At 72.2% G+C, this 24219-nt stretch carries 22 protein-coding genes; 18 read left to right on the forward strand and 4 right to left on the reverse strand.

Features of this window, described 5'->3' with window-relative positions; translation table 11 throughout:
- Positions 1 to 30: 30 nt before the first annotated feature.
- The 13 genes from AC3RKB_RS12845 to AC3RKB_RS12905 all read left to right on the forward strand — a co-directional run bounded on the left by AC3RKB_RS12845 (position 31) and on the right by AC3RKB_RS12905 (position 13237).
- Entirely contained in the window at positions 31 to 786 is a 756-nt protein-coding gene (locus AC3RKB_RS12845; protein ID WP_491436532.1) for an ABC transporter ATP-binding protein, read from the forward strand.
- Entirely contained in the window at positions 783 to 1499 is a 717-nt protein-coding gene (locus tag AC3RKB_RS12850; RefSeq protein WP_491436533.1) for an ABC transporter ATP-binding protein, read from the forward strand. Before AC3RKB_RS12845 ends, AC3RKB_RS12850 begins: the two co-directional genes overlap by 4 nt.
- Positions 1499 to 2374: a branched-chain amino acid ABC transporter permease gene (locus AC3RKB_RS12855; protein WP_491436534.1), complete on the forward strand. Its 876-nt coding sequence runs from the start codon at positions 1499 to 1501 to the stop codon at positions 2372 to 2374. Before AC3RKB_RS12850 ends, AC3RKB_RS12855 begins: the two co-directional genes overlap by 1 nt.
- Positions 2371 to 3459: a branched-chain amino acid ABC transporter permease gene (locus AC3RKB_RS12860; protein ID WP_491436535.1), complete on the forward strand. Its 1089-nt coding sequence runs from the start codon at positions 2371 to 2373 to the stop codon at positions 3457 to 3459. The genes AC3RKB_RS12855 and AC3RKB_RS12860 overlap by 4 nt, the downstream gene beginning before the upstream one ends.
- Positions 3452 to 5008, forward strand: a complete 1557-nt coding sequence (locus AC3RKB_RS12865; protein ID WP_491436536.1) for a class I adenylate-forming enzyme family protein — start codon at positions 3452 to 3454, stop codon at positions 5006 to 5008. Before AC3RKB_RS12860 ends, AC3RKB_RS12865 begins: the two co-directional genes overlap by 8 nt.
- Positions 5005 to 5667 carry a TetR/AcrR family transcriptional regulator gene (locus tag AC3RKB_RS12870; protein ID WP_491436537.1) on the forward strand — a complete coding sequence of 221 codons (663 nt, stop codon included), beginning with the start codon at positions 5005 to 5007 and terminating at the stop codon, positions 5665 to 5667. The genes AC3RKB_RS12865 and AC3RKB_RS12870 overlap by 4 nt, the downstream gene beginning before the upstream one ends.
- Positions 5664 to 6437 (forward strand): 3-hydroxybutyrate dehydrogenase, encoded by a 774-nt coding sequence (locus AC3RKB_RS12875; RefSeq protein WP_491436538.1) that lies wholly within the window; start codon positions 5664 to 5666, stop codon positions 6435 to 6437. The genes AC3RKB_RS12870 and AC3RKB_RS12875 overlap by 4 nt, the downstream gene beginning before the upstream one ends.
- Positions 6434 to 7381: an alpha/beta fold hydrolase gene (locus AC3RKB_RS12880; protein ID WP_491436539.1), complete on the forward strand. Its 948-nt coding sequence runs from the start codon at positions 6434 to 6436 to the stop codon at positions 7379 to 7381. The genes AC3RKB_RS12875 and AC3RKB_RS12880 overlap by 4 nt, the downstream gene beginning before the upstream one ends.
- Positions 7378 to 8151, forward strand: a complete 774-nt coding sequence (locus AC3RKB_RS12885) for a CoA transferase subunit A (RefSeq protein ID WP_491436540.1) — start codon at positions 7378 to 7380, stop codon at positions 8149 to 8151. The genes AC3RKB_RS12880 and AC3RKB_RS12885 overlap by 4 nt, the downstream gene beginning before the upstream one ends.
- Positions 8152 to 8154: 3 nt before the next feature.
- Positions 8155 to 8805 (forward strand): CoA transferase subunit B, encoded by a 651-nt coding sequence (locus tag AC3RKB_RS12890; RefSeq protein WP_491436541.1) that lies wholly within the window; start codon positions 8155 to 8157, stop codon positions 8803 to 8805.
- Positions 8802 to 9881, forward strand: coding sequence for an alpha/beta hydrolase (locus AC3RKB_RS12895; protein ID WP_491436542.1), 1080 nt, complete (start codon positions 8802 to 8804; stop codon positions 9879 to 9881). Before AC3RKB_RS12890 ends, AC3RKB_RS12895 begins: the two co-directional genes overlap by 4 nt.
- Before the next feature lie 418 nt (positions 9882 to 10299).
- The gene (ispG, locus tag AC3RKB_RS12900) at positions 10300 to 11430 is read left to right on the forward strand and encodes a flavodoxin-dependent (E)-4-hydroxy-3-methylbut-2-enyl-diphosphate synthase (RefSeq protein ID WP_491436826.1); all 1131 of its coding nucleotides are present in this window, start codon (positions 10300 to 10302) and stop codon (positions 11428 to 11430) included.
- A 40-nt stretch (positions 11431 to 11470) separates the two neighbouring features.
- Positions 11471 to 13237 (forward strand): proline--tRNA ligase, encoded by a 1767-nt coding sequence (locus tag AC3RKB_RS12905; protein ID WP_491436543.1) that lies wholly within the window; start codon positions 11471 to 11473, stop codon positions 13235 to 13237.
- A gap of 84 nt (positions 13238 to 13321) precedes the next feature.
- On the opposite strand, the gene AC3RKB_RS12910 is transcribed toward AC3RKB_RS12905, so the two are convergent.
- A complete protein-coding gene (locus AC3RKB_RS12910; RefSeq protein WP_491436544.1) occupies positions 13322 to 14131 on the reverse strand; it encodes a DUF1206 domain-containing protein in 810 nt (269 codons plus the stop codon).
- 234 nt (positions 14132 to 14365) lie between these two features.
- Here AC3RKB_RS12910 and AC3RKB_RS12915 point away from each other — a divergent pair, with 234 nt between their 5' ends.
- Complete coding sequence (locus tag AC3RKB_RS12915) at positions 14366 to 16411, forward strand: PhoX family protein (RefSeq protein ID WP_491436545.1); 2046 nt, start codon at positions 14366 to 14368, stop codon at positions 16409 to 16411.
- Positions 16412 to 16498: 87 nt separating this feature from the next.
- Here AC3RKB_RS12915 and AC3RKB_RS12920 read toward each other — a convergent pair whose 3' ends face one another.
- Together AC3RKB_RS12920 and AC3RKB_RS12925 are read right to left on the reverse strand one after the other, a co-directional pair.
- Positions 16499 to 17629 carry a glycosyltransferase gene (locus AC3RKB_RS12920; RefSeq protein ID WP_491436546.1) on the reverse strand — a complete coding sequence of 377 codons (1131 nt, stop codon included), beginning with the start codon at positions 17627 to 17629 and terminating at the stop codon, positions 16499 to 16501.
- 11 nt (positions 17630 to 17640) lie between these two features.
- Positions 17641 to 18258, reverse strand: a complete 618-nt coding sequence (locus tag AC3RKB_RS12925; RefSeq protein WP_491436547.1) for a TetR/AcrR family transcriptional regulator — start codon at positions 18256 to 18258, stop codon at positions 17641 to 17643.
- Between the two features lie 169 nt (positions 18259 to 18427).
- Here AC3RKB_RS12925 and nusA point away from each other — a divergent pair, with 169 nt between their 5' ends.
- The 4 genes from nusA to rbfA all read left to right on the forward strand — a co-directional run bounded on the left by nusA (position 18428) and on the right by rbfA (position 23163).
- Positions 18428 to 19426 carry a transcription termination factor NusA gene (gene nusA / locus AC3RKB_RS12930; RefSeq protein ID WP_491436548.1) on the forward strand — a complete coding sequence of 333 codons (999 nt, stop codon included), beginning with the start codon at positions 18428 to 18430 and terminating at the stop codon, positions 19424 to 19426.
- A gap of 58 nt (positions 19427 to 19484) precedes the next feature.
- Positions 19485 to 19730: a YlxR family protein gene (locus tag AC3RKB_RS12935; protein ID WP_491436549.1), complete on the forward strand. Its 246-nt coding sequence runs from the start codon at positions 19485 to 19487 to the stop codon at positions 19728 to 19730.
- Positions 19731 to 19815: 85 nt separating this feature from the next.
- On the forward strand, positions 19816 to 22620 hold the full coding sequence (gene infB, locus AC3RKB_RS12940; RefSeq protein WP_491436550.1) for a translation initiation factor IF-2: 2805 nt from the start codon (positions 19816 to 19818) through the stop codon (positions 22618 to 22620).
- 81 nt (positions 22621 to 22701) lie between these two features.
- Entirely contained in the window at positions 22702 to 23163 is a 462-nt protein-coding gene (gene rbfA, locus AC3RKB_RS12945; RefSeq protein ID WP_491436551.1) for a 30S ribosome-binding factor RbfA, read from the forward strand.
- Between the two features lie 30 nt (positions 23164 to 23193).
- On the opposite strand, the gene AC3RKB_RS12950 is transcribed toward rbfA, so the two are convergent.
- Entirely contained in the window at positions 23194 to 24123 is a 930-nt protein-coding gene (locus AC3RKB_RS12950; RefSeq protein WP_491436552.1) for a LysR family transcriptional regulator, read from the reverse strand.
- Positions 24124 to 24219: the final 96 nt, after the last annotated feature.

Raw genomic sequence — 24219 nt, forward strand, 5'->3', positions numbered from 1 at the left:
CGTCCGCCCCGCACCGGAAGATCCACGCGCATGACCGACCACGTCGCGCTCGAGCTCGAGCACGTCACCCTCCGCATCGGCGGGGCGCTCCTCCTGAAGGACGTGTCTCTCGCGGTGCCCGAGGGCGAGATGCTCGGCGTCATCGGCCCGAACGGCGCCGGCAAGACGACCCTGTTCAACGTCGCCTCCGGCGTGCTGCGCCCGACCGAGGGTGCCGTGCGCCTCGCCGGCGCCGACGTGACCCGGCACCCGGTGCACCGGCGCGCCGCGGCCGGCCTCGGCCGCACGTTCCAGACCTCGAGCCTCTTCCCGGCGCTCGACGTGCTCGAGAACGTGCGGCTGGCCGCCCAGGCGCGCGAGGGCCGCGCGGCATCCGTGTTCCGCATTCCGCGGCGCACGGATGCCGCGACCCGGCGTGCGAGGTCGGCGCTCGAGGAGGTCGGCATGGCCCATCGGGCCGACCAGGCCGCCTCGGGCCTCGCCCACGGCGAGAAGCGCAAGGTCGAGATCGCGATGCTCATCGCGATGGAGCCCCGCGTGATCCTCCTCGACGAGCCCATGGCGGGCGTCGGCTCGGCCGACGTGCCGGCGCTCACCGAGGTGATCCGCGGGCTCCACCGCGGCGGGCGCACCGTGCTCATGGTCGAGCACCACATGGACGTCGTGCTCGGCCTCGCCGACCGGGTCGCCGTCATGCACCACGGCGAGCTGCTCGCCGTCGATTCCCCGGAGGCCGTCATGGCGAACCCGACCGTGCAGTCCGCCTACCTGGGCAGCGCCGCATGAGCGCCGAGCCCATCCTGAGCGTCCGCAACCTCTACGGCCGCATCGCGGGCCAGCAGGTCGTCGAGGACGTCTCGTTCGACGTGCCCGCGACCGGCGTCACGGCGCTGCTCGGCCGCAACGGCGTCGGCAAGACCTCGACGATCAAGTCGATCCTCGGCCTCATCGAGCGATCGGGCGAGATCCGCCTGGCCGGCGACCGCATCGACCGCCAGCCCACGCACCGCATCGTGCAGCGCGGCGTCGCGTACGTGCCCGAGGACCGCGAGGTATTCGGCTCGCTCACGGTCGCCGAGAACCTGCGCCTGGCCGAACGCGACCGGATGCCGCGGCGCGAGCTCGTGGCATCCCTGTTCCCCGACCTGCAGGCGAGGCTCGAGCAGCGCGCCGGCACGCTCTCGGGCGGCCAGCAGCAGATGGTCTCCCTGGCCCGCGCGCTCGTGAACGAGAACCGCCTGCTGCTCGTCGACGAGCCCACCAAGGGCCTCGCGCCGCGCATCGTCGACGAGGTCGCCGACGCGCTCGCCGAGGCCGCGCGCACGGCGCCGATCCTGCTCGTCGAGCAGAACCTGCTCGTGGTGCGGCGCCTCGCCGAGCGCGTGGTCGTGCTCTCGTCGGGCCGCGTCGTGTTCACCGGATCGGCCGCCGAGCTCCTCGACGACCACGACCGCGTGCAGCGCTACCTCGGCGTGCACGACGAGCGGGAGGCCGCCTGATGGACACCCTGATCCTGCTGCTCGTCACGGGCCTCGGCCTCGGGGCGCTGTACTTCCTCGTCGCGAGCGGGCTCTCGCTGATCTACGGCCTCATGGGCGTGCTGAACTTCGCGCACGGCGCGTTCCTCACGATCGCGGCATTCCTCGGCTGGGAGGCCGGGCGCCGCATCTCCGACGGCACCTGGACCGGCCTCGCGATCTCCGCACTGGTCGGGATCCTCGTGGGCGCGACCGTCGCCGTGCTCACGGAGGTGCTCGTCATCCGCCGCCTCTACGAACGCCACATCGAGCAGGCGCTCGTGACCGTCGGCATCTCGCTCGCCGCGGTCGCCCTCTTCGAGGGCATCTGGGGCACCGATCCCATCTACACCGAACGCCCCGCGTGGCTCACGCAGACGACCGAGATCCTCGGCGCGCGCATCCCGAACGACCGGTTCCTGCTCATCGCATGCGCGGCGCTCGTGCTCGGCGGCATCGTGATCTTCCTGCGGAAGACGCGGTACGGCCTCATCATCCGCGCGGGCGTCGAGAACCGGCACATGGTCACCGCGCTCGGCATCGACGTGCGCCGCTCGTTCACGCTCGTGTTCGCGATCGGCGGCGCGGCCGCGGGACTCGGCGGCGTGCTCGCCTCCGTCTACTACGGCTACGTGTCGGCCCACCTCGGCTCGGTGCTGCTCATCTTCGCCTTCATCGTCACGGTGATCGGCGGCCTCGGCTCGCTCACGGGCGCCGCGATCGCCTCGGTGCTCGTGGCCGTGCTGCAGCAGTTCGCGAACTTCTACCTCGGCGGCACCGGCGACCTCGTGGTCGTCGTGCTGCTGGCCGCCGTCCTGCTCATCCGCCCGCGTGGACTCATGGGGAAGGCCGCATGAACGCCAAGTCGCTCCGCCTGCTCGTCGGCGGCATCCTGCTCGTCGTCGCGCTCGCCGTCCTCCCGCTCTTCGCGATCGAGATCCCGGGCGTCCTACCCGGGCCCACCTACACGCCCGGTACCCTGCAGCTGCTCGCGTTCGCCCTGCTCATCGCGGCGCTCGCGCTCAGCTACCGCATGATGTTCGGGCTGGCGGGCCTGCTCTCGTTCGGGCACGCGCTGTTCTTCGCCGCCGGCGCGTACGGGCTCGCGATGATGCTCGAGGCGTTCGGGCCGTCCGACTGGCCGAGCCCGGTGATCTTCGTCGCCTCGATCGCCATCACGCTGGTGCTCGGCTTCGTGCTCGCGGCGACGGTCGGCTCGCTCGCGCTGCGCGTGACCGGCATCTCGTTCGCCATGGTCACGCTCGCGTTCGCGCAGGCCGGATCGGTGCTCATCCGCCGCAACCCGGGCAGTGCGACCGGCGGTGACGAGGGCATCTCGCTCGACACGACCCACGTCCCGGCCGAGCTCGTCGGCGTGGTCGACACCCGCAACCTGTACTGGATGGCGCTCGGCATCCTCGTCGCCGTGTACCTCGTCGTGCTCTGGGTCGAGAAGAGCCGTGCCGGCCACGTCGCGGAGGCGATCCGCGAGAACGAGCTGCGCGTGCGCGTCATCGGACTGCGCCCGTACGACGTCAAGCTCCTCGTGTTCGTCGTGGCCTCCGTGCTGGCCGCGGTCGCCGGCATGGGCTACCTCATGCTGCAGTCCGGCGCGGCGCCGCGCATCGCCACGGCCGACTTCACGCTCACGCTCCTCGTGATCGTGGTGCTCGGCGGTGTGGGGGCGCGCTGGGGCGCGATCGTCGGCGGTATCGTCTACACACTGCTCGACCAGCGCCTCACGGCGCTCGCCGGATCCGACGCGGTCGCCGCGCTGCCCGACGTGCTCCGCGTTCCGCTGTCCGAGCCGCTGTTCATCCTGGGCACGCTGTTCGTGCTCGTGGTGCTGTTCCTGCCCGGGGGCATCGCCGGCCTTCCGGGCCGCCTCGCCACCGGACGGAAGCAGCACCCGGTGGAGCCGGAGGAGGCCGTCGATGCCTGACGCACCTGGCACGCTGGGGCGGTGGACCGCCGACCGCGCCCGCACCGCGCCCGACGCGATCGCGATCGACGACCGCGGCGTCGTCGTGACCTACCGCGAGCTCGACGAGCGCGCCGCTCGGCTCGCCGCGGCGTTCCGCGCCGCCGGCTACGCGATCGGCGACCGCATCGGCACGATCACGGGCAACAGCGCCGACCAGGTGGTGCTCTTCTTCGCGTGCGCCAAGGCGGGCCTCGTGCTCGTGCCGTTGTCGTGGCGGCTGTCGCCGCGCGAGCTCGCGGAGCAGCTCGAGATCGCCGAACCGGTGCTGCTGCTCGTCGAGGAGGAGTTCCAGTCGCTCGCCCGGGCCGCGCTCGAGCGCGTCGCGAGGCGGCTGCCCGTCGCCGCGCTCGGCGCGCACGGCGTGGAGCAGCGCGTGCCGCACCCGGCCGGCCGTGCGGAGGCTCCCGCGACCCGGCTCGACGTGCGCGACGACGACGCCCTGCTCATCGTGTTCACGTCGGGGACCACCTCGCGGCCGAAGGGCGCCGTGCTCACGCACGCGAACTGCTTCTGGACCAACCTGTCGCTGTCCAAGACCATCCCGATCGCCGAGCACGACGTCGTGCTCGCGGTCATGCCGCAGTTCCACGTCGGCGGGTGGAACATCCAGCCGCTCCTGGCCTGGTGGGCGGGCGCGACGGTCGTGCTCGAGCGCACCTTCGACCCCGGGCGGGTGCTGCACCTCGTCGCCGAGCGCCGCATCACGACCATGATGGGCGTGCCCGCGAACTACCTCTTCCTCGCCCAGCACCCCGACTTCGAGCGCGCCGACCTCTCGAGCCTCGGCCACGCCGTCGTGGGCGGCGCACCCATGCCGCCGGCGCTGCTGCGCACGTGGCATCGCCGCGGCGTCGCCCTCACGCAGGGCTACGGCCTCACCGAGGCGTCGCCGAACGTGCTGTGCCTGCCCGACCGCGAGGCGACCTCGCGCGTCGGCTCGGCGGGGCTGCCGTACGCGCACGTCGACGTGGCCGTCGCCGACCCGGCGACCGGCGAACTCCTCGACGGACCCGCCGAGGGCGAGCTGCTGGTCTCGGGTCCGGGTGTCTTCGCCGGCTATTTCCGCGACCCCGACTCGACGGCGGCCGCGCTGGGCGGCGGATGGCTGCACACGGGCGACCTCGTGCGCCGTGACGCCGAGGGCTACTTCACGGTCGTCGACCGCCTGACCGACGTCTACATCTCCGGCGGCGAGGGCGTGTCGCCGGCCGAGGTCGAGTCGGTGCTCATCGCCCATCCCGCGGTGGCGGACGTCGCGGTGGTCGGCGTGCCCGATGACCGCTGGGGCGAGGCCGGGTCGGCCTGGGTCGTGCTGCGCCCCGGCGCGATCACGGATGCCACGGAGCTGGCGGAGTTCGCCCGCGGCTCGCTCGCGGGCTACAAGGTGCCCCGCGACATCCACTTCATCGACGAGATCCCGCGCGGGGCGGCGACGAAGACGCTGCGGCGCGTGCTCGCCGAACGCGCCGCGAACCTCCGCGCACCGCGCGAGGGGGCCGACGCATGAGCGCCGCACCGCGCACCGCGCGCGGCGAGAAGACGCGCCGCAGGATCCTCGAGGCCGCCGAGCACGTGTTCGCCGAGCACGGCTACACCGAGGCATCCGTCTCGCGGATCACCGACCGCGCCGGCGTCGGCCAGGGCACCTTCTACCTGTACTTCGACTCGAAGCTCGAGCTCTTCGAGGAGCTCGTCGAGGACCTCAACCAGCGCGTGCGCCACGCGATGAGCGAGGGCGCCGCGGGCGCGACGACCCGCCTCAAGGCCGAGCGTGCGGGCTTCGCCGCCTTCTTCCGCTTCACGGCCGAGCACCCGGCGCTCTACCGGATCGTGCGCGAGGCCGAGTTCGTCTCGCCCGAGGCCCTGCGCCTGCACTACACGCGCATCGTCGAGGGGTACATCGACGGGCTGCGGGCGGCGCAGCTCGACGGCGACATCGGCGACATCGACCCGACCGTGGCCGCGTGGGCGCTCATGGGCATCGGCGAGATGATCGGCATGCGCTGGGTGCTCTGGGGCGACGGAGCCGACGGGGCCGGAAATGCGGCCGACCCGCTGGCCTCGGGCACCAGCGCGGTGCCCGACCACGTGCTCGACGAGATGATGCGGTTCATCGGCGGCGCCCTGGGGAGGGGCGCGCGCCGCAGCGACGAGGAGGATTCATGACGGGACTGACCGGATCGACGGGGCCGGGTGGCCTGGCCGGACGCCGGGCGATCGTGACCGGCGGCGCGAGCGGCATCGGGCTCGCGTGCGCCGAGAAGCTCGCGGGCGCCGGCGCGCACGTGACGATCGCCGACCTCGACGGGGAGGCCGCGGCATCCGTCGCCGAGCGCATCGGCGGCGAGGCCTGGGCGGTGGACCTCGGCGACACCGCGGCGCTCGCAGACCTGTCGCTCGAGGCCGACATCCTCGTCAACAACGCCGGGATCCAGCACGTGCGCCCCATCGAGCAGTTCGAGCCCGAGCGGTTCTCGCTGCTGCTGCGCGTGATGCTGGAGGCGCCGTTCCTGCTCATCCGTGCCGCCCTGCCCGGCATGTACGAGCGCGGCTTCGGCCGGGTGATCAACGTCTCGAGCGTCCACGGGCTGCGTGCGTCGCCGTACAAGGCGGCGTACGTGTCGGCCAAGCACGGGCTCGAGGGTCTCTCGAAGGTCACGGCGCTCGAGGGCGGCCCGCACGGGGTCACCTCGAACTGCGTCAACCCCGGGTACGTGCGCACGCCGCTCGTGGAGAAGCAGATCGCCGACCAGGCGAAGGTCCACGGCATCCCCGAGGCCGACGTGGTGGAGAAGGTCATGCTCACCGAGTCCGCCATCAAGCGGCTCGTCGAGGCCGGCGAGGTCGCGAGCCTCGTGCGCTGGCTCGCGAGCGACGACGCCCGCATGGTCACGGGCGCCAGCTACACGATGGACGGCGGATGGAGCGCCCGATGAGCCACGACCCGAGGCGTGACCCCGTTCCCTTCTCCGCGCCGGTCCGCGGCGGCGACCTGGCCGGCGGCCAGTGGCGGGCGGATGGCGGGGGCACCCCGATCCTCGCCCTGCACGGCATCACGGCGACCCACCGGGCCTGGCACCACGTCGCCGATGCGCTGCCCGAACGGCGAATCGTCGCGCCCGACCTGCGCGGTCGCGGACGCTCGAACGCGCTGCCCGGCCCCTGGTCGCTCCGTGACCACGCCGACGACCAGGCCCGCGTGCTCGACGCGCTCGGCATCGACCGCGCGTTCGTGCTCGGCCACTCGATGGGTGCGTTCGTGACCGTGCGGTTCGCCGCGGCGCACCCCGACCGGGTCGCCGGCGTCGTCCTCGTCGACGGCGGCCTGCCGATCCCGCACCCCGAGGGGCTCGCGCCGCACGAGGTCGCCGGGGCCGTGCTCGGGCCCGCGCTGGCCCGGCTCGAGATGCGCTTCGCCGACCCGGCCGCGTACGCCGACTTCTGGAAGGCGCATCCGGCGATCGGACCGGCGTGGGACGCACACATCGCCGACTACGTCGCCTACGACCTCGTCGGCGCGCCGCCCGAGCTGCGGTCGTCCTCGATCGCCGAGGCCGTCGGCCAGAACGTGCTCGAGCTCGACGGCAGCGACGGGTACGCCGACGACCTCGCGTCGCTTCCCGGTCCCGTCGACGTCCTCCGCGCCGAGCGGGGGCTGCTCGACCAGCCCGAGGCCCTGTACCCTCGCGAGCGGGTGGCGGCGTTCGCAGAACGGATGCCGGCGCTCCGCGTCACCGAGGTCGCGGGGCTCAACCACTACACGATCGTCATGACGGAGGCCGGGGCGGCGCAGGTCGCCGCGGTCGTCGCGCCGCGGCTCGCAGGGGCCGACGCCGCGACATCCGTCACCGCCGTCGCTGACAAGGAGGTCACACGATGACACTGGACAAGACCGTCGGATCCGCCGCCGAGGCGGTGGCCGACATCCCGAGCGGCGCGTCGCTCGCCGTGGGCGGGTTCGGGCTCTGCGGGATCCCCATGGTGCTGATCCAGGCGCTGCTCGAGCGCGGGGTCGGCGACCTCTCGGTCGTCTCGAACAACTGCGGCGTCGACGACTGGGGCCTCGGGGTGCTGCTCGCCGAAGGTCGCATCCGCAAGATGACCTCGTCGTACGTGGGCGAGAACAAGGAGTTCGAGCGGCAGTACCTCTCGGGCGAGCTCGAGCTCGAGCTGACGCCGCAGGGCACGCTCGCCGAGAAGCTGCGGGCGGGCGGGGCGGGCATCGCGGCGTTCTTCACGCAGACGGGTGTCGGCACGCAGGTCGCCGAGGGCGGCCTGCCCCAGAAGTACGCCGCCGACGGGTCGATCGCCGTCGCGAGCTCGCCGAAGCCCGTGCAGACCTTCACGGTCCGCGGCGAGGAGCACGAGTTCGTGCTCGAGGAGGCCATCACGACCGACTTCGCCCTCGTGCACGCGCTGAAGGGCGACCGGCACGGCAACCTCGTGTTCGATAAGTCGGCGCGCAACTTCTCGCCGCTCGCGGCGATGGCCGGGCGCGTGTGCATCGCGCAGGTCGAGGAGCTCGTCGAGCCCGGTGAGATCGACGCCGACGTCGTGCACCTGCCGGGCATCTTCGTCGACCGCGTCGTCGAGGTCGGCACCGGCATCGAGAAGCGCATCGAACGGCGCACCGTCCGAGAGGGGAACTGAACCATGGCGCTCACCCGCCTCGAGATGGCCGCGCGCGCGGCGAAGGAGCTCGCCGACGGCTCGTACGTGAACCTCGGCATCGGCCTGCCGACCCTCGTGCCGAACTACGTGCCCGACGGCGTGACCGTCGTGCTCCAGTCCGAGAACGGCATCCTCGGCGTCGGGCCCTACCCGACCGAGGACCAGGTCGACCCCGACCTGATCAACGCCGGCAAGGAGACCGTCACGGTCCTCCCGGGCGCGGCGTACTTCGACTCGGCCACGAGCTTCGGCATGATCCGCGGCGGCAAGGTCGACGCCGCCATCCTCGGCGCCATGCAGGTGTCGAAGGACGGCGACCTCGCCAACTGGATGATCCCCGGCAAGATGGTCAAGGGCCCCGGCGGCGCGATGGACCTCGTGCACGGCGCCCGCCGCCGCATCGTGCTCATGGAGCACGTGGCCAAGGACGGCTCGCCGAAGATCGTCGACTCGTGCTCGCTGCCGCTGACCGGCAAGGGCGTGGTCGACCGGATCATCACCGACCTCGCGGTCATCGACGTCACGCCCGACGGGCTCAAGCTCGTCGAGGTCGCCCCCGGCGTCTCCGTCGACGAGGTCGTCGCCGCGACGCAGCCGCCCCTCGACACCAGCGCCGTGGAGGTGCTCGCATGACCGAGACGATCCTCCCCGGCATCACCGCCCACCGCGTGACGACGCCGCGCTACACCGCCCAGGTGCTCAAGCGCCCGGCGGATGCCGCGGCCGACGACGCCCGTACCGTGCTGTTCGTGCACGGCAACGTGTCGTCGTCGCTGTTCTGGCAGCCGACGATGCTCGCTCTGCCGGCCGACGTGCGTGCGCTGGCCGTGGACCTCCGCGGCTTCGGCGGGAGCGAGATCCTCCCGGTCGACGCGACGCGCGGGCTCGGCGACTTCGCCGAGGACCTCGCGTCGGTGGTCGCCGAGCTCGCCCTCGACGACGTGCACCTGGTCGGCTGGAGCATGGGCGGCGGCGTGGTGCTGCAGTCGCTGCTCGAGCACGAGCTGCCCGTGGCATCCGTCACCCTCGTGAACCCTGTGTCGCCGTACGGCTTCGGGGCGACGGATGCCGCGGGGCGGCCGCTCACCGACGACGCCGCCGGCTCGGGCGGCGGCGGAGCGAACCCCGACTTCATCGCGCGGATCGAGTCCGGCGACCGCACGGCCGATGCGCCCGCCTCACCGCGCTCGGTCTACCTCGGCACGTACGTCGCACCCGGGTTCACGTCGGAGCACGACGACCTCTGGGTCGAGTCGATGCTGTCGACCGCGATCGGGACCGACAACTACCCCGGGGACTCGCGGGCATCCGAGAACTGGCCCGGGTTCGCACCGGGCGACCGGGGCGTGCTCAACACCATGGCGCCGACGCACTTCGACGTGAGCGGCATCGTCGACCTCGCGTCGAAGCCCCCGATCCTGTGGATCCGGGGTGCGCACGACGTCATCGTCTCCGACACGTCGCTGTTCGACCTGAACCACCTCGGCGCCCTCGGCGTCATCCCGGGCTGGCCAGGGCCCGAGGCCGCGCCGCCGCAGCCGATGATCGCCCAGACGCGCGCGGTGCTCGACCGCTACTCCGAGGGCGGCGGGGCGTACCGCGAGGTCGTCTTCGAGGCCTCCGGCCACTCGCCGCTGCTCGAGGAGCCCGAGCGCTTCGTCGCCGAGCTCGTGGCGCAGTTCGACGGCCGCGAGGAGGCCGCGGCCTGAGCCGGGTCACTCGAACCGTGCTTCCGGGGACCCGCAGGCACTCCTCGGACCGTCCTGCTCGCGATCGGCGCCGCGCCGCACCACTGGTGCTCCTGAAACACGGACGATCGGCACTGCGTCGCACCAGCGGTGACTCTTGGAGATGACTGTTGAAGACAAGGACGATCGTTGCCGCATCGCACGCACGCGTGCCCGCACTGGCCTCGGCCGGGTCGAGCACCGCGCCATTTCTGACCCTCCTGGATCCGAGCATCGCGTCCTTGGATTCAGGAGTCGCCTGGGTCGGCGAACGTCCGCGCCGACTTCGGACGGCCGGCGGGATCAGTGGGGGCAGGCGCGGGGCGAGCCATCCGTTCGATGGAGGAGGCGCCCAGCGCGCCGGAACTAGACTCGTCCCGTGCCTGCAGTGAATCTCGGAATGCCCAAGGTCCCCGAAGTCCTCGCGCCCCGTCGCAAGTCCCGGCAGATCAAGGTGGGCAAGGTGCTCGTCGGCGGCGACGCGCCCGTGAGCGTGCAGTCGATGACCACGACGCCCACGCCGAACATCAATGCGACCCTGCAGCAGATCGCCGAGCTCACCGCGTCGGGCTGCGACATCGTCCGCGTCGCGGTGCCGAGCCGCGACGACGCCGAGGCGCTGCCGATCATCGCGAAGAAGAGCCAGATCCCGGTCATCGCCGACATCCACTTCCAGCCGAACTACGTGTACGCGGCGATCGACGCCGGGTGCGCGGCGGTTCGCGTGAACCCCGGCAACATCCGCAAGTTCGACGACCAGGTCGCCGAGATCGCCCGGCGCGCGAAGGCCGCCGACGTCTCGATCCGCATCGGCGTGAACGCGGGCTCGCTCGACCCGCGCCTGCTGCAGAAGCACGGCAAGGCGACGCCCGAGGCGCTCGTCGAGTCGGCCGTGTGGGAGGCGAGCCTCTTCGAGGAGCACGACTTCCACGACTTCAAGATCTCGGTCAAGCACAACGACCCGATCGTGATGGTGAAGGCGTACCGCCTGCTCGCCGAGCGGGGCGACTGGCCGCTGCACCTCGGCGTGACCGAGGCGGGCCCGGCGTTCCAGGGCACGATCAAGTCGGCGACCGCGTTCGGCATCCTGCTCTCCGAGGGCATCGGCGACACCATCCGCGTCTCGCTCTCGGCGCCGCCCGTCGAGGAGGTCAAGGTCGGCCTGCAGATCCTGCAGTCGCTGAACCTCCGCGAGCGCAAGCTCGAGATCGTGTCGTGCCCGTCGTGCGGCCGCGCCCAGGTCGACGTCTACAAGCTCGCGAACGACGTCACCGACGGGCTCGAGGGCATGAGCGTGCCGCTGCGCGTCGCCGTCATGGGCTGCGTCGTGAACGGTCCGGGGGAGGCCCGCGAGGCCGACCTCGGCGTGGCATCCGGCAACGGCAAGGGCCAGATCTTCGTCAAGGGCGAGGTCATCAAGACCGTGCCCGAGGCCGAGATCGTCGAGACCCTGATCGCCGAGGCGAACCGCATCGCCGGCGAGATGGGCGCCGACGCCCCGGTCGGCACCCCCACGGTCGTCACGCCGTAGACGCGCGGATGCGCCATCCGCTCGTCGCTAGAATTCTCGGGTGCCCACACGCCTGACGAACTTCTTCCTCCGCACGCTCCGCGAAGACCCCGCCGACGCTGAGGTGACCAGCCACAAGCTGCTGGTGCGCGCCGGCTACATCCGCCGGCAGGCGCCGGGCGTGTTCGCGTGGCTGCCGCTCGGCCTGCGCGTGAAGGCGAAGATCGAGCGCGTCATCCGCGAGGAGATGGAGGCCGCCGGCGCGCACGAGGTGCACTTCCCGGCGCTGATCCCACGTGAGCCGTACGAGCTGACGGGCCGCTGGACCGAGTACGGCGACGCGGTCTTCCGGCTGAAGGACCGCAAGGACGCCGACTACATGCTCGCGCCCACGCACGAGGAGGTCTTCACGCTGCTCGTGAAGGACCTCTACTCCTCGTACAAGGAACTGCCGCTCACGATCTACCAGATCCAGGACAAGTACCGCGACGAGGCGCGCCCCCGCGCGGGCCTGCTGCGCGGCCGCGAGTTCACGATGAAGGACGCGTACTCGTTCGACGTCACCGACGCAGGGCTCGACGCGTCGTACCAGGCGCAGCGCGACGCGTACGAGCGCATCTTCGCGCGGCTCGGACTCGAGTACGTCATCGTCGAGGCCGACGCGGGCGCGATGGGCGGCTCGAAGAGCGAGGAGTTCCTGCACCCCACGCCCGTCGGCGAGGACACCTTCGTCCGCTCGACCGGCGGGTACGCCGCCAACGTCGAGGCGTTCACCACGGTCGCGCCCGAGCCGATCCCGTTCGACGGCCTGCCGGCCCCCGAGGTGCTCGACTCGCCGAACACGCCGACGATCGCCACGCTCGTCGACCTCGCGAACCTCGAGTACCCGCGGCCCGACGGGCGCGACTGGACGGCGGCCGACACCCTGAAGAACGTCGTGCTCGCGCTCACGCACCCCGACCACACTCGCGAGGTCGTCGTCGTCGGCATCCCCGGCGACCGCGAGATCGACGCCAAGCGCGTCGAGGTCGCGTTCGCGCCCGCCGAGGTCGAGGCCGCGACCGCGGAGGACATCGCGAAGCACCCCGGACTGGTCAAGGGCTACATCGGGCCGTGGTCGCCCCAGGGTCCGGTGCTCGGCGCCGAGTCCTCGACCGGCATCCGGTTCTTCCTCGACCCGCGCGTCGTCGACGGCACCGAGTGGATCACCGGCGCCAACGTCGACGAGCAGCACGTGTTCGGGCTCGTCGCAGGTCGCGACTTCACGGCCGACGGCACGATCGAGGCCGCGAACGTGCGCGACGGCGACCCGGCACCGGATGGCTCGGGGCCCGTCGAGCTCGCCCGCGGCATGGAGATCGGCCACGTGTTCCAGCTCGGCCGCAAGTACGCCGACGCCCTGGGCCTCAAGGTGCTCGACGAGAACGGCAAGCTCGCGACGGTCACCATGGGCTCGTACGGCATCGGAGTGACGCGCATCCTCGCGATCATCGCCGAGCTCCACAACGACGACAAGGGCCTCGTCTGGCCCGCCGCGGTCGCGCCGTTCGACGTGCACGTGCTGGCCACCGGCAAGGATGCCGCCGCGTTCGACGCCGCCGAGCGCGTGGTCGCCGACCTCGAGGCCGCCGGGCTCGACGTGCTCTACGACGACCGTCCGAAGCTTTCGCCGGGCGTGAAGTTCGCCGACGCCGAGCTCATCGGCGTGCCGACCATCGTCATCGCCGGCCGCGGCGTGGCCGACGGCGTGGTCGAGGTCTGGGACCGGGCGACGGGCGAGCGCACGAGCGTGCCCTTCGCGGGCGTGCGCGCGGCGCTCGGCCGCTGAGCCGCACGAGCCCGCAGGCAGCCGAACGCCCCCGGCGCCCTGACGGGCGGCCGGGGGCGTTCGGCGTCTCAGCCGACGCTCGGCTCACATCTTGGCGTAGCGCGCGCGGGCGAAGCAGAAGATGCCGTACACGATGAGCCCGGCGCCGACGAGCCAGAGGATGACGACGCCGAACGGCAGCCCCGCGAGACTCTTCAGCGCGGCGTCGAGCCCGCCCGCCGCCTCGGGGTCGGCGGTGACGGCGGCGACGACCCAGAGCACGCCCACGATGGCGACGGCGATCCCCTTGGCGATGTAGCCGACGGTCCCGAACGTGAGGATGCCCGTGCGGGTCGCCTCACGGCCCGGCAGCAGCAAGTGCTTCTCGAACGCGCGGGTCGCGCCGCGGTACACGAACGCGATGCCGACGCCCAGGATGACGAGGCCGATGAGCACGAGCAGGATCACGCCGCCGGGGGCGGCCAGCAACTGCGAGCTCAGCGTCTGCGAGGACTGGTCGGAGTTCGAGCGCCCGCCGAGCGCGTAGACGAGCGCGGTCACGCCGATCGCGATGTAGGCGATCGCGGTGCCCGCGTACTTGATGCGGTAGCCCCATTTCTTCTTGGAGTCGGTCTCGCGGACGAGGAACGCCTCGGCGATCTGCCAGATGCCGAGGGCGAACAGGCCGATGGCGATCACCCAGAGCAGGAACAGGCCGAACGGCCAGCTGGCGACCTGCTGCATCGCGCCGCCCTGGTCGGCCTCGCCGCCGCCGCCCTGGGCGACGGAGATCGCGATCGCCCCGATCACGATGTGGACGATCCCGAGCACCACGAACCCGATTCGGGCGAGGGACTCGAGGATGCGCGAATTCTGCGCCGCACTCGCGGCGGACTTGCCGGTGGCCGATGTCATGCCGTCAGCGTACTGAGGAGGGGGCGTCTCGCGGCAGACCGGGGCACTGCCTTGCGCGGCGGAGTGCGGCAGTGCTAAGCGCCGCGGTCGCGGCGGGTGGGTTCGCGCATCGGTCGGCTCCCGTTCACCTCCCGGACGCGGGCGGGCCGCGATCGGGACACCCGGTGCCGCGAGGCTCGGCGCGTCCCTCCGGCCCGACGCGCGGGCGCCCCGCGCACTGAACGAGGAGCTGTCATGACCATCCCCGAACTCCGCCTCACCCCGGTCGCGCACGCGGTCGGCAAGCGCTCGCCGGTGACCTGCCGGCTGAAGTGCGCCGACGCGTGCCTCGGCCCGGAGTGCAACACGTCCGCCAACCCGCACTTCCGCGACATCGCCTCGCAGGCGATCTCGCGCCGCTCCGTGCTCGGCCTCGGCCTCGCCGGTGCGTTCGGCCTCATCGTGGGCGGCGCGGCGGGCGGCGGCGACGTCGCGCCGGCCTTCGCCGCGAAGCCCGGCACCGCCGGCCTCGCGTTCGATCCGATCGACCCGGTCGGCCGGCTCGTCGACGAGTTCACCGTGCCGGCCGGCTACCGGTGGCAGCCGATCATCCGATGGGGCGATCCGCTGTTCTCGTCGGTTCCGGCCCTCGACTTCGAGAACCAGACCGCCGAGGCGCAGGCCGGGCAGTTCGGCTACAACAACGACTACCTCGACCTCATCGCCGACGCGAGCGGCAGGACCGGCGTGCTCGTCACCAACCACGAGTACGTCAACCCGAACCTGATGTTCCCCGCCTCGAGCGATCCCGACGAGCTGCGCCGCCGCGGCGAGGTCTACAAGGCGGCCATGGGCATGGCCGTCGTCGAGGTGCAGCGCCGCCGTGTGGGCGAGCCGTGGAGCTACGTGGTCGACGGCCGGCGCAACCGCCGCCTCACGGTCGAGTCGGTGTTCGAGCTCACCGGCCCCGCCGCCGGATCCGACCTCGTGAAGACCGCCGACGACCCCGAGGGGCGCTGGGTCAAGGGCACCCTGGGCAACTGCGCGGGCGGCACCACGCCGTGGGGCACCGTGCTCTCGGGCGAGGAGAACTTCAACGGCTACTTCGCCTGGGCGGCCGACACGCCCGAGCAGAAGCGCTACAGCGCGACGTCGACCTCGACGACGTCGACGGGCTGGGAGCAGTACGACCCGCGCTTCGACGCGCACGACCCGGGCTTCGTCAACGAGCCGAACCGGTTCGGGTACATCGTCGAGGTCGATCCGAGCGACCCGACCTCCACGCCGAAGAAGCACACCGCCATGGGTCGCTTCAAGCACGAGGGCGCGAACGTGACGATCGCCGAGGACGGCCGCGTCGTGGCGTACATGGGCGACGACGAGCGCAACGACTACCTCTACAAGTTCGTCTCGAAGGGCCGCTACACCGCCGCCACGTCGACCGGCGCACGGAAGAAGAACATGAGGCTCCTGAGCGAGGGCGACCTGTTCGTCGCGCGCTTCACGGGCAACTCGCCCGTCGCGGAGATCACGGGCACCGGGGCGATGCCGACCGACGGCGCCTTCGACGGCGTCGGCGAGTGGATCGCGCTCACGCGCGACGGCGAGAGCGTCGTGCCCGGCATGACCACCGAGGAGGTGCTCGTCTACACGCGCGTCGCGGCCGACCAGATGGGCGCCACCAAGATGGACCGCCCGGAGGACGTCGAGCCGAACCCGCTCACCGGCAAGGTGTACCTCGCGCTCACGAACAACACCAACCGCGGGCGCGCGGCCGCTCCGGTCGACGAGGCCAACCCGATCACGGGCAACCGCTATGGCCACGTCGTCGAGATCACCGAGACGGCCGGACAGGCGGGCGAGGCGTTCGGCTGGAGCATCCTCCTGCTCTGCGGCGACCCGTCCACCACGGCGACCACGTACTTCGCGGGCTTCCCGACGGAGCTCGTCTCGCCGATCTCGTGCCCAGACAATGTCGCGTTCGACTCCGAGGGCAACCTGTGGATCTCGACCGACGGCGCGCCGAGCACCATCGGCTACAACGACGGCCTCTTCCGCGTGCCGCTCGAGGGGCCCGAGCGCGGCAACGTCCAGCAGTTCCTCTCGGTGCCGCGCGATGCCGAGACCTGCGGGCCGGTCATCCACGACCGCGAGGGCCTCGTGTTCGTCGCGGTGCAGCACCCCGGCGAGGACGGCTCGTTCGACGCGCCGCTGTCGTACTTCCCCGACTACGTCGCCCAGCACGGCGCGGGTGCGGTCGCCGCGCCACGCCCGTCGGTCGTCCAGGTCTGGAAGGGCTGAGCCGACGCCAACGCGACGGGGTGACGGATGCCGCGGCATCCGTCACCCCGTCGCCGTCCAGTCCGCGTGGTGCTGGTGGTCGCCTGCTCAGGCGGCGCGCTCGCCACGCTCGCCCAGGAGCCGCTCGACGGCGTCGGCGGCGGCCGAGGCGGCATCCGTCGACCGCAGCCGATCGCCCAGCTCGGCGGCGCGGCCGCGCAGGCCGTCGTCGGCGAGCAGCGTGGTCACGGCCGCCGCGATCCGCGCCGGCGCGGCACCGCGGGGGAGTGCGATGCCGGCGCCCGCGTGCTCGACCGCGGCCGCGATCATCGGCTGGTCGAGCATCGGATGCATCGGCATGAGCAGCACCGGGATGCCGTGGGCCAGCGCCCGCATGGCCGTCGAGTGGCCGCCGTGGCCGATGACGACGGATGCCCCGGGGAACACCTCGGCGTGCGGCACCGCGTCGCGCACCTCGACGTTGGACGGCACGCGCAGTTCGCGGTCGGGCGCGAGGCCGCCGAGCGTCACGAGTCCCCGCACCGGGAGCGAGCCGAGGGCGTCGATGATCCGCTGGTACGCGTCGGTCTGGCCCGGGAACCACGTGGTCGAGAGGCTCACGACGACCAGCGGCGGTCGGGTGCCGTCGGGTGCCGCGGGCGCGCCGCGCTCGATCGCGCCGACCCATTCGCTCGCGGCCGCGAGGCGCGAGGCACGGCCCGACGCGGGATCGAGCGCGATGTCGCTCGCGACCAGCCGCGCGTCGGCGCGCTGCCATTCGGCGAGCGGGTCGGTGCCGCGGAACCGCGCGAGCATGCCGACGGGCCCGCGGCGGTAGCTGCGCAGCCAGAAGTCCAGGAAGGTGTGGAACAGCACGGCGCTCGCGGCGCCGGACTCGCGCGCGCCGCGCACCGAGGAGGCCATCAGGCAGTCGACGAGGGCGAGGTCGGGGCGGGCGTCGCCGACCGCGTCGCGCACCTCTCGTTCGAGCGCGCGGTCGGCCGCCAGCCGTGCCGCATGGTCGATCGCGGCGGGCACCGCGCGGCGCACCGCGGAGTTCCAGAAATCGAGCGACTCGAGCGCGCGGAACCCGTGCCCGGTGGCGGCGATCGGGTCGGCCTGGCGACGGTGGCCCAGCACCTCGACGCGGTGGCCCCGTCGTGCGAGCTCGTCGGCGATCCGGACGGCCGGCGGCGTGTTGCCGCCCGCGTCGACGGTGACGATGGCGATGGTGGACATGGCGGGTCCCTTCATGCGGGCGGCGTGCGCCGGGAGTCCGGGTCGATGCGGTCGGTGACGGATGCCGCGAGCGCGAGCATCCGGTCGAGGGTCTCGTCTCGGGTGCGGCCGAGGTCGCGCCGCCAGAGCTTCCAGGCGGACACGTCGGTCGCGGCGACGAGGAGGTCGGTCGCGGTCCGGCGATCGGCGGCGTCGAGCGGAGCGAGCGAGCGCGCGAACACGGCGCCGACCCACTCCCGGTGCATGCGCTTGCCCGGGGTCGTCACCTGTGCGGCGAGGGGTTCCCACGCCTCCTGGCCGAGCAGCAGCAGCACGGTGTCGCCGCGGCGCTCGTAGTGATCGACGAGCGCGGCGATCGACGCGGGGACGTCGTCGGGGTCGGCGGTGCGCTCGGCGACGACCTCGGCGCTCGTTCGTTCGAGCACCTCGCGGAAGAGCGCCTCGCGCGAGCCGAAGATGCGCAGCACGGTCTGCACCGAGACCTCCGCGCGCTCGGCGATCGCGGGGAGTGTGCATGCCGCGAGGGGGCGCTCGCCGCCGAGCCCGACCGTCGCCCGGACGATCCGGAGGCGGGTCTGCTCGGCCTGTTCGGCGCGGGCTCGCATGGTGTACGTGCGCGTGGTTTTCATGACACCACCCATTAACGCGGAAGTCCGATTCCGTGTCAATGCCCATTCACATGGAATCCCGGGACGCGGATGACGGTGCTCCGCGCCATCCGCTACTCTTGAGTGTTCCGCCCCGGGAGGGGAGGCGGACCGAGAGCTGAATACTGAGAGCTGAATAGAGGAGGCCGTAATGGACATCGACCTCAGCGTGCTCCGCATGATGGAGCGCGAGAAGGAGATCCCGTTCGACGAACTGGTGCAGATCATCGAGCAGGCGATCCTGATGGCCTACCTCAAGCACACCAACCCCGCCCAGCACGGGCACGCGAATCCGCAGGGCGCGCGGGCGCACCTCGATCGCAAGACCGGGCACGTGTCGATCTACGTTCCCGAGCACGACGACGACGGCAACGTCATCGGCGAAGTCGAGGACAGCCCGAGCGACTTCGGCCGGATCGCGGCCTTCGCCGCCAAGCAGGTCATCAACCAGCGCCTCCGCGACCTGGCCGACGACGCGGTGCTCGGCGAGTTCCGCGGACGTGAGGGCGACATCGTCGCCGGCGTCATCCAGCAGGGCCCGAACCCGCGCATGGTGCACATCGACCTCGGCACGGTCGAGGCGATCCTCCCGCCCGAGGAACAGGTCCCGGGCGAGGAGTACCCCCACGGCCAGCGCATCCGCGTGTACGTCACGAGCGTCGCCAAGGGCGCGAAGGGTCCCTCGATCACGGTCTCGCGCACGCACCCCGCGCTCGTGCGCAAGCTGTTCGCGCTCGAGGTGCCCGAGATCGCCTCGGGCGTCGTCGAGATCGTCTCGCTCGCGCGCGAGGCCGGTCACCGCACGAAGATCGCGGTGCGCGCGAATCAGCCCGGCGTGAACGCCAAGGGCGCCTGCATCGGCGAGCTCGGCCAGCGCGTGCGCGCCGTGACCTCCGAGCTCGGCAGCGAGAAGATCGACATCGTCGACTGGAACGAGGACCTCGCGACGTTCGTCGCCAGCGCCCTCTCGCCGGCCAAGGTGACCAGCGCGTACGTCATCGACGAGGGCACCCGCGCCGTGCGCGCCCTCGTGCCCGACTACCAGCTCTCGCTCGCGATCGGCAAGGAGGGCCAGAACGCCCGCCTGGCGGCCAAGCTCACGGGAGCCAAGATCGACATCCAGCCCGACTCGATCCTCGACCAGGCGTGAGGGCCGCCCGCGCCCCCCATCCGGCACGGGGGCGGGGCGTTCGGGCCGGAGGTGTAGGATGGAACCCGTCAGAACGTGCATCGGATGCCGTTCGCGTGCCCCGCGGTCCTCGCTTCTGAGGGTCGTCGCCCAGCAATCACGAGTCGTCGCCGACGAATCGGCGGTGCTCGACGGGCGTGGCGCGTGGCTGCATCCGACGCTCGAGTGCTTCCGACTCGCCCAGCGACGCCGCGCCTTCGGGCGCGCGCTCCGCGTGCAGGGCGAGCTGGACACATCCGATCTGGAAAAAAGGTTGAACGGCTAATGGACAACTCATGAGCGGCTCGAAATGAGACCCGTCCGCCATTGATGGTCCCCCTGTTTCGGGGTGGACCCGGAACAGGAGAGAAGTGGCTGCCAAACCACGCGTACACGAGATCGCCAGCGAGCTCGGCGTCGACAGCAAGGTCGCGCTCGAGAAGCTGAAGGAGATGGGCGAATACGTCAAGGGCCCGTCGTCCTCGATCGAACCCCCCGTCGCACGACGCCTGCGTGCCGCCCTCGAGGCGGCCGGCGGTGCGGCGAAGACCGCCGAGGCGCCCAGGCCCTCGTCGGCCGCGAAGCCGGGCCCCAAGCCCGGCCCCAAGGCCCCCGCGCCCGCACCGGCGACCCCCGCCGACGCCCCCATGAGCGTCGCCGAGCGCCAGGCGCAGGCCGAGCAGAAGGCCGCGCAGGCGGCTGCCGAGAAGGCCGCCGAGACGTCGGCCGAGAAGGCCGGTGCCGAGGCACCCGCGAAGGCCGAGGCCGCCGAGCCGGCGGCGTCGAAGCCCGCCGCCGGCCCCAAGCCCGGTGACGTCGCGCGCCCCGCCGGCCCCAAGCCCGGCGGGAGCATCCCGCGTCCCGCGCCGCGCCCCGGCGCGCCGCGCCCCGGCAACAACCCCTACTCGAGCGCGCAGGGCATGGGCCAGCGGCCCGGCCAGCCGCGTCCGGGCAACAACCCGTTCGCCAGCTCGCAGGGCATGGGTCAGCGCCCGAGCCCCGGCAACATCCCGCGGCCCCAGCCGCCGCGTCCCGGCGCCCCGCGCCCGGGTGCTCCGCGCCCGGCGGGCGCGGGCGGTCGTCCCGGCGGCGGCGGTTTCCAGCGTCCCGGCGGCGCCGGCGGCGGTGCGCGTCCCGGCGGCGGTGCCGGCGGCGGCTTCCGTCCGGGCGGTGCGCCCGGTGGCGGCTTCGGCGGTCCGCGTCCCGCGGGCGGCGGCGGTCGTGGCCGCGGCCCCGGCGGCGGCACGGCCGGCGCGTTCGGCCGTGGCGGGGGCAAGAGCAAGGCCCGCAAGTCGAAGCGCACGAAGCGGCAGGAATTCGAGATGCGGGAGGCTCCGTCGCTCGGCGGCGTGAGCGTTCCGCGCGGCGACGGCAACACCGTCATCCGCCTGCGTCGCGGTGCCTCGATCTCCGACTTCGCCGACAAGATCGACGCGAACCCCGGTTCGCTCGTCACGGTGCTCTTCCACCTCGGTGAGATGGCCACCGCGACCGAGTCGCTCGACGAGGCGACGTTCGAGGTGCTCGGCGCCGAGCTCGGCTACAAGATCCAGGTCGTCTCCCCGGAGGACGAGGACCGCGAGCTGCTCGAGGGCTTCGACATCGACCTCGACCAGGAGCTCGAGGACGAGACCGACGAAGACCTCCAGGCGCGTCCGCCGGTCGTGACCGTCATGGGCCACGTCGACCACGGAAAGACGCGACTGCTCGACGCCATCCGCAACGCGAACGTCGTCGCGGGCGAGGCCGGCGGCATCACCCAGCACATCGGTGCCTACCAGGTGCACACCGAGCACGAGGGCATCGATCGCGCGATCACCTTCATCGACACCCCCGGTCACGAGGCGTTCACCGCCATGCGTGCCCGTGGTGCCCAGGTGACCGACATCGCGATCCTCGTGGTCGCGGCCGACGACGGCATCATGCCGCAGACGATCGAGGCGCTGAACCACGCCCAGTCGGCCAACGTGCCGATCGTGGTCGCGGTGAACAAGATCGACAAGCCCGACGCCAACCCCGGCAAGGTGCGCCAGCAGCTCACCGAGTTCGGCCTCGTGGCCGAGGAGTACGGCGGCGACGTGATGTTCGTCGACGTGTCGGCCCGCGAGAACATCGGCATCCAGGACCTGCTCGACGCGGTGCTCCTCACCGCCGACGCCGGCCTCGACCTGCGTGCGAACCCCGACAAGGACGCGCGCGGCGTGGCCATCGAGGCGAAGCTCGACAAGGGACGCGGCGCCGTGGCGACCGTGCTCATCCAGTCGGGCACGCTCAAGGTCGGCGACGCGATCGTCGCCGGCACGGCCTACGGCCGCGTCCGGGCGATGAGCGACGAGAACGGCGAGCCCGTGGCCGCCGCGACGCCCTCGCGCCCGGTCCAGGTGCAGGGTCTCTCGAGCGTCCCGCGCGCCGGCGACACCTTCCTCGTCACCGAGGAGGACCGCACGGCCCGCCAGATCGCCGAGAAGCGCGAGGCCGCCGAGCGCAACGCGCAGCTGGCCAAGGCTCGCAAGCGCATCTCGCTCGAGGACTTCACGCGTGCGCTGGAAGAGGGCAAGGTCGAGGCGCTCAACCTCATCATCAAGGGCGACGTGTCGGGTGCCGTCGAGGCGCTCGAGGAGTCGCTCATGAAGATCGAGGTCGACGACTCGGTGCAGCTGCGCATCCTCCACCGCGGTGTGGGTGCCGTCACCGAGAGCGACATCGACCTGGCGACGATCGACAACGCGATCGTCATCGGGTTCAACGTCCGCCCCGATGTGAAGGCGCGCGAGCGCGCCGCCCGCGAGGGCGTCGACGTGCGCTTCTACAACGTCATCTACAACGCGATCGACGACATCGAGGCCTCGCTCAAGGGCATGCTCAAGCCCGAGTACGAAGAGGTCCAGTCCGGCGTCGCCGAGATCCGCGAGGTGTTCCGCTCCTCGAAGTTCGGCAACATCGCCGGTGTCATCGTGCGGTCGGGGACGATCACGCGCAACGCCAAGGCGCGCGTCATCCGCGACGGCGTCGTGGTCGGCGACAACCTCGCGATCGAGTCGCTGCGCCGGTTCAAGGACGACGTCACCGAGGTCCGCACGGACTTCGAGGCGGGCATCGGCCTCGGCAAGTACAACGACATCCAGGTCGGCGACGAGATCGAGACCATCGAGATGCGCGAGAAGCCGCGGGCCTAGCACCCCTGGCACGGGGCCCCGTTCGTCCACCGCGATGAGCGGGGCCCCGTCTCCGTCCCACACCACGAAGGGCAGGCAATCATGGCCGATCCGCAGCGGGCCAGGAAGCTGGCCGACCGCATCAAGGAGATCGTCGCGCGGCGCCTCGACAAGGGCCTGCGCGACCCGCGACTCGGGTTCGTCACGATCACCGACGTCCGTGTGACGGGCGACCTGCAGCACGCGAGCATCTTCTACACCGTCTACGGTACCGACGAGGAGCGCCGCGACTCCGCGCTGGCCCTGCAGGCCGCGACGGGCATGCTCCGCAGCGAGGTGGGTCGCAACATCACGGCCCGACTCACGCCGACGCTCGAGTTCATCGCCGACGCGATCCCCGAGAACGCGCAGCACATCGAGGAGCTGCTCCGCGAGGCGCGCCAGCGCGACGCCGAGACCTCTGCGGTCGCGGCGACCGCGGAGTACGCCGGCGACGCCGACCCGTACGTCAAGCCGCGCGAGGCCGACGAGGCCGAACTCGACGACGAGGCCGAGCGGGCCTGACCCGGCCGGTACCCGTCGGCGGCTCCGGCTTCACGCGAGCACCGGCGGGGCGCCGCGCCCGAGGAGGGCGTCGGCGGCCTCCGCCATGCGCGCGCGCAGCGCTGCGATGAACGCGAGCGCGGTCGGCTGGCGCAGCGCCTCGGGCCGGCAGACGAGCCAGTACGGGAGGCGCTCCTCGACCTCGTCGGGGAACAGCCTGACGAGGTCGTCGTGCGCGTCGGCGAGGAACGCGGGCAGCAGGCCGTAGCCTGCGCCCGCTCGCGTCGCGTCGACGTGCACGTACACGTTGGTGCTCGCCACCGCGTCGACCATGCCGCGCGTGGATCGTCGTGCCTCGTCGAGCGCGTCGACCTGCAGCATCGACTCGATGAAGTACACGAGCGGGGCGCCGTCGAGGTCGGCCATCGACGCCGGGACGCCGACGCGGTCGAGGAACGCGCGGCTCGCGTAGAGGCCCAGCACATAGTCGCCGAGGTGGATCGCCTCGGCGCGCTGCACGTGCGGACGGCCGACCACGACCTCCAGGTCGACGCCGACGCGCTGCTGGGCGGCCCGGCGCTGCGCCGTCACGATCTCGAGCGAGACATCCGGATGCCGCGCGCGCAGCGCCGCCATCGCCGGCGCGGCGATGAACCCGCTGAAGCCGTCGGTGGCCGAGAGGCGCACGATGCCCGCGAGGGCCGGCGCGCCGTCGGGGGAGAGGCGGCGCATCGCGCGCTCGACGTCCTCCGCGGCGGCCAGGGCGTGCTCGCCGAGCGGCGTGAGCACCCAGCCGGCCGCACCGCGCGCGAGGACGCGCCCGCCGAGCGACTGCTCGAGCGCCTCGATGCGTCGCGCGATGGTGGTGTGGTTCAGCCCGAGCCGCTCGGCGGCGCTCGTGTAGCGTCCTTCGCGGGCGACGGCGAGCAGCACGATGAGGTCGTCCGCGCTCGGCGCGCGGCGGGGCGGGGTCAGCGACACGATGTGCAGTTTCGCACATCGCAGTCGCGTATCTCGCCATTGGAATGCAGAAGGATGCACGACAGACTCGGGCGACGACGCGAGAGCGTCCGACAT

It is taken from the genome of Agromyces capsici (genome assembly GCF_058349965.1).

Excerpts from the sequence above, each read along its gene's own strand:
- ispG (WP_491436826.1), top strand. The coding sequence starts at position 10,300 with ATGCCCAAGGTCCCCGAAGTCCTCGCGCCCCGTCGCAAGTCCCGGCAG.
- rbfA (WP_491436551.1), top strand. The coding sequence starts at position 22,702 with ATGGCCGATCCGCAGCGGGCCAGGAAGCTGGCCGACCGCATCAAGGAG.
- AC3RKB_RS12915 (WP_491436545.1), top strand. The coding sequence starts at position 14,366 with ATGACCATCCCCGAACTCCGCCTCACCCCGGTCGCGCACGCGGTCGGC.
- AC3RKB_RS12865 (WP_491436536.1), top strand. The coding sequence starts at position 3,452 with ATGCCTGACGCACCTGGCACGCTGGGGCGGTGGACCGCCGACCGCGCC.
- AC3RKB_RS12870 (WP_491436537.1), top strand. The coding sequence starts at position 5,005 with ATGAGCGCCGCACCGCGCACCGCGCGCGGCGAGAAGACGCGCCGCAGG.
- AC3RKB_RS12860 (WP_491436535.1), top strand. The coding sequence starts at position 2,371 with ATGAACGCCAAGTCGCTCCGCCTGCTCGTCGGCGGCATCCTGCTCGTC.
- AC3RKB_RS12890 (WP_491436541.1), top strand. The coding sequence starts at position 8,155 with ATGGCGCTCACCCGCCTCGAGATGGCCGCGCGCGCGGCGAAGGAGCTC.
- AC3RKB_RS12845 (WP_491436532.1), top strand. The coding sequence starts at position 31 with ATGACCGACCACGTCGCGCTCGAGCTCGAGCACGTCACCCTCCGCATC.
- AC3RKB_RS12925 (WP_491436547.1), bottom strand. The coding sequence starts at position 18,258 with ATGAAAACCACGCGCACGTACACCATGCGAGCCCGCGCCGAACAGGCC.
- AC3RKB_RS12910 (WP_491436544.1), bottom strand. The coding sequence starts at position 14,131 with ATGACATCGGCCACCGGCAAGTCCGCCGCGAGTGCGGCGCAGAATTCG.
- AC3RKB_RS12875 (WP_491436538.1), top strand. The coding sequence starts at position 5,664 with ATGACGGGACTGACCGGATCGACGGGGCCGGGTGGCCTGGCCGGACGC.
- nusA (WP_491436548.1), top strand. The coding sequence starts at position 18,428 with ATGGACATCGACCTCAGCGTGCTCCGCATGATGGAGCGCGAGAAGGAG.
- AC3RKB_RS12895 (WP_491436542.1), top strand. The coding sequence starts at position 8,802 with ATGACCGAGACGATCCTCCCCGGCATCACCGCCCACCGCGTGACGACG.
- AC3RKB_RS12920 (WP_491436546.1), bottom strand. The coding sequence starts at position 17,629 with ATGTCCACCATCGCCATCGTCACCGTCGACGCGGGCGGCAACACGCCG.
- AC3RKB_RS12880 (WP_491436539.1), top strand. The coding sequence starts at position 6,434 with ATGAGCCACGACCCGAGGCGTGACCCCGTTCCCTTCTCCGCGCCGGTC.
- AC3RKB_RS12855 (WP_491436534.1), top strand. The coding sequence starts at position 1,499 with ATGGACACCCTGATCCTGCTGCTCGTCACGGGCCTCGGCCTCGGGGCG.
- AC3RKB_RS12935 (WP_491436549.1), top strand. The coding sequence starts at position 19,485 with ATGGAACCCGTCAGAACGTGCATCGGATGCCGTTCGCGTGCCCCGCGG.
- AC3RKB_RS12885 (WP_491436540.1), top strand. The coding sequence starts at position 7,378 with ATGACACTGGACAAGACCGTCGGATCCGCCGCCGAGGCGGTGGCCGAC.
- AC3RKB_RS12850 (WP_491436533.1), top strand. The coding sequence starts at position 783 with ATGAGCGCCGAGCCCATCCTGAGCGTCCGCAACCTCTACGGCCGCATC.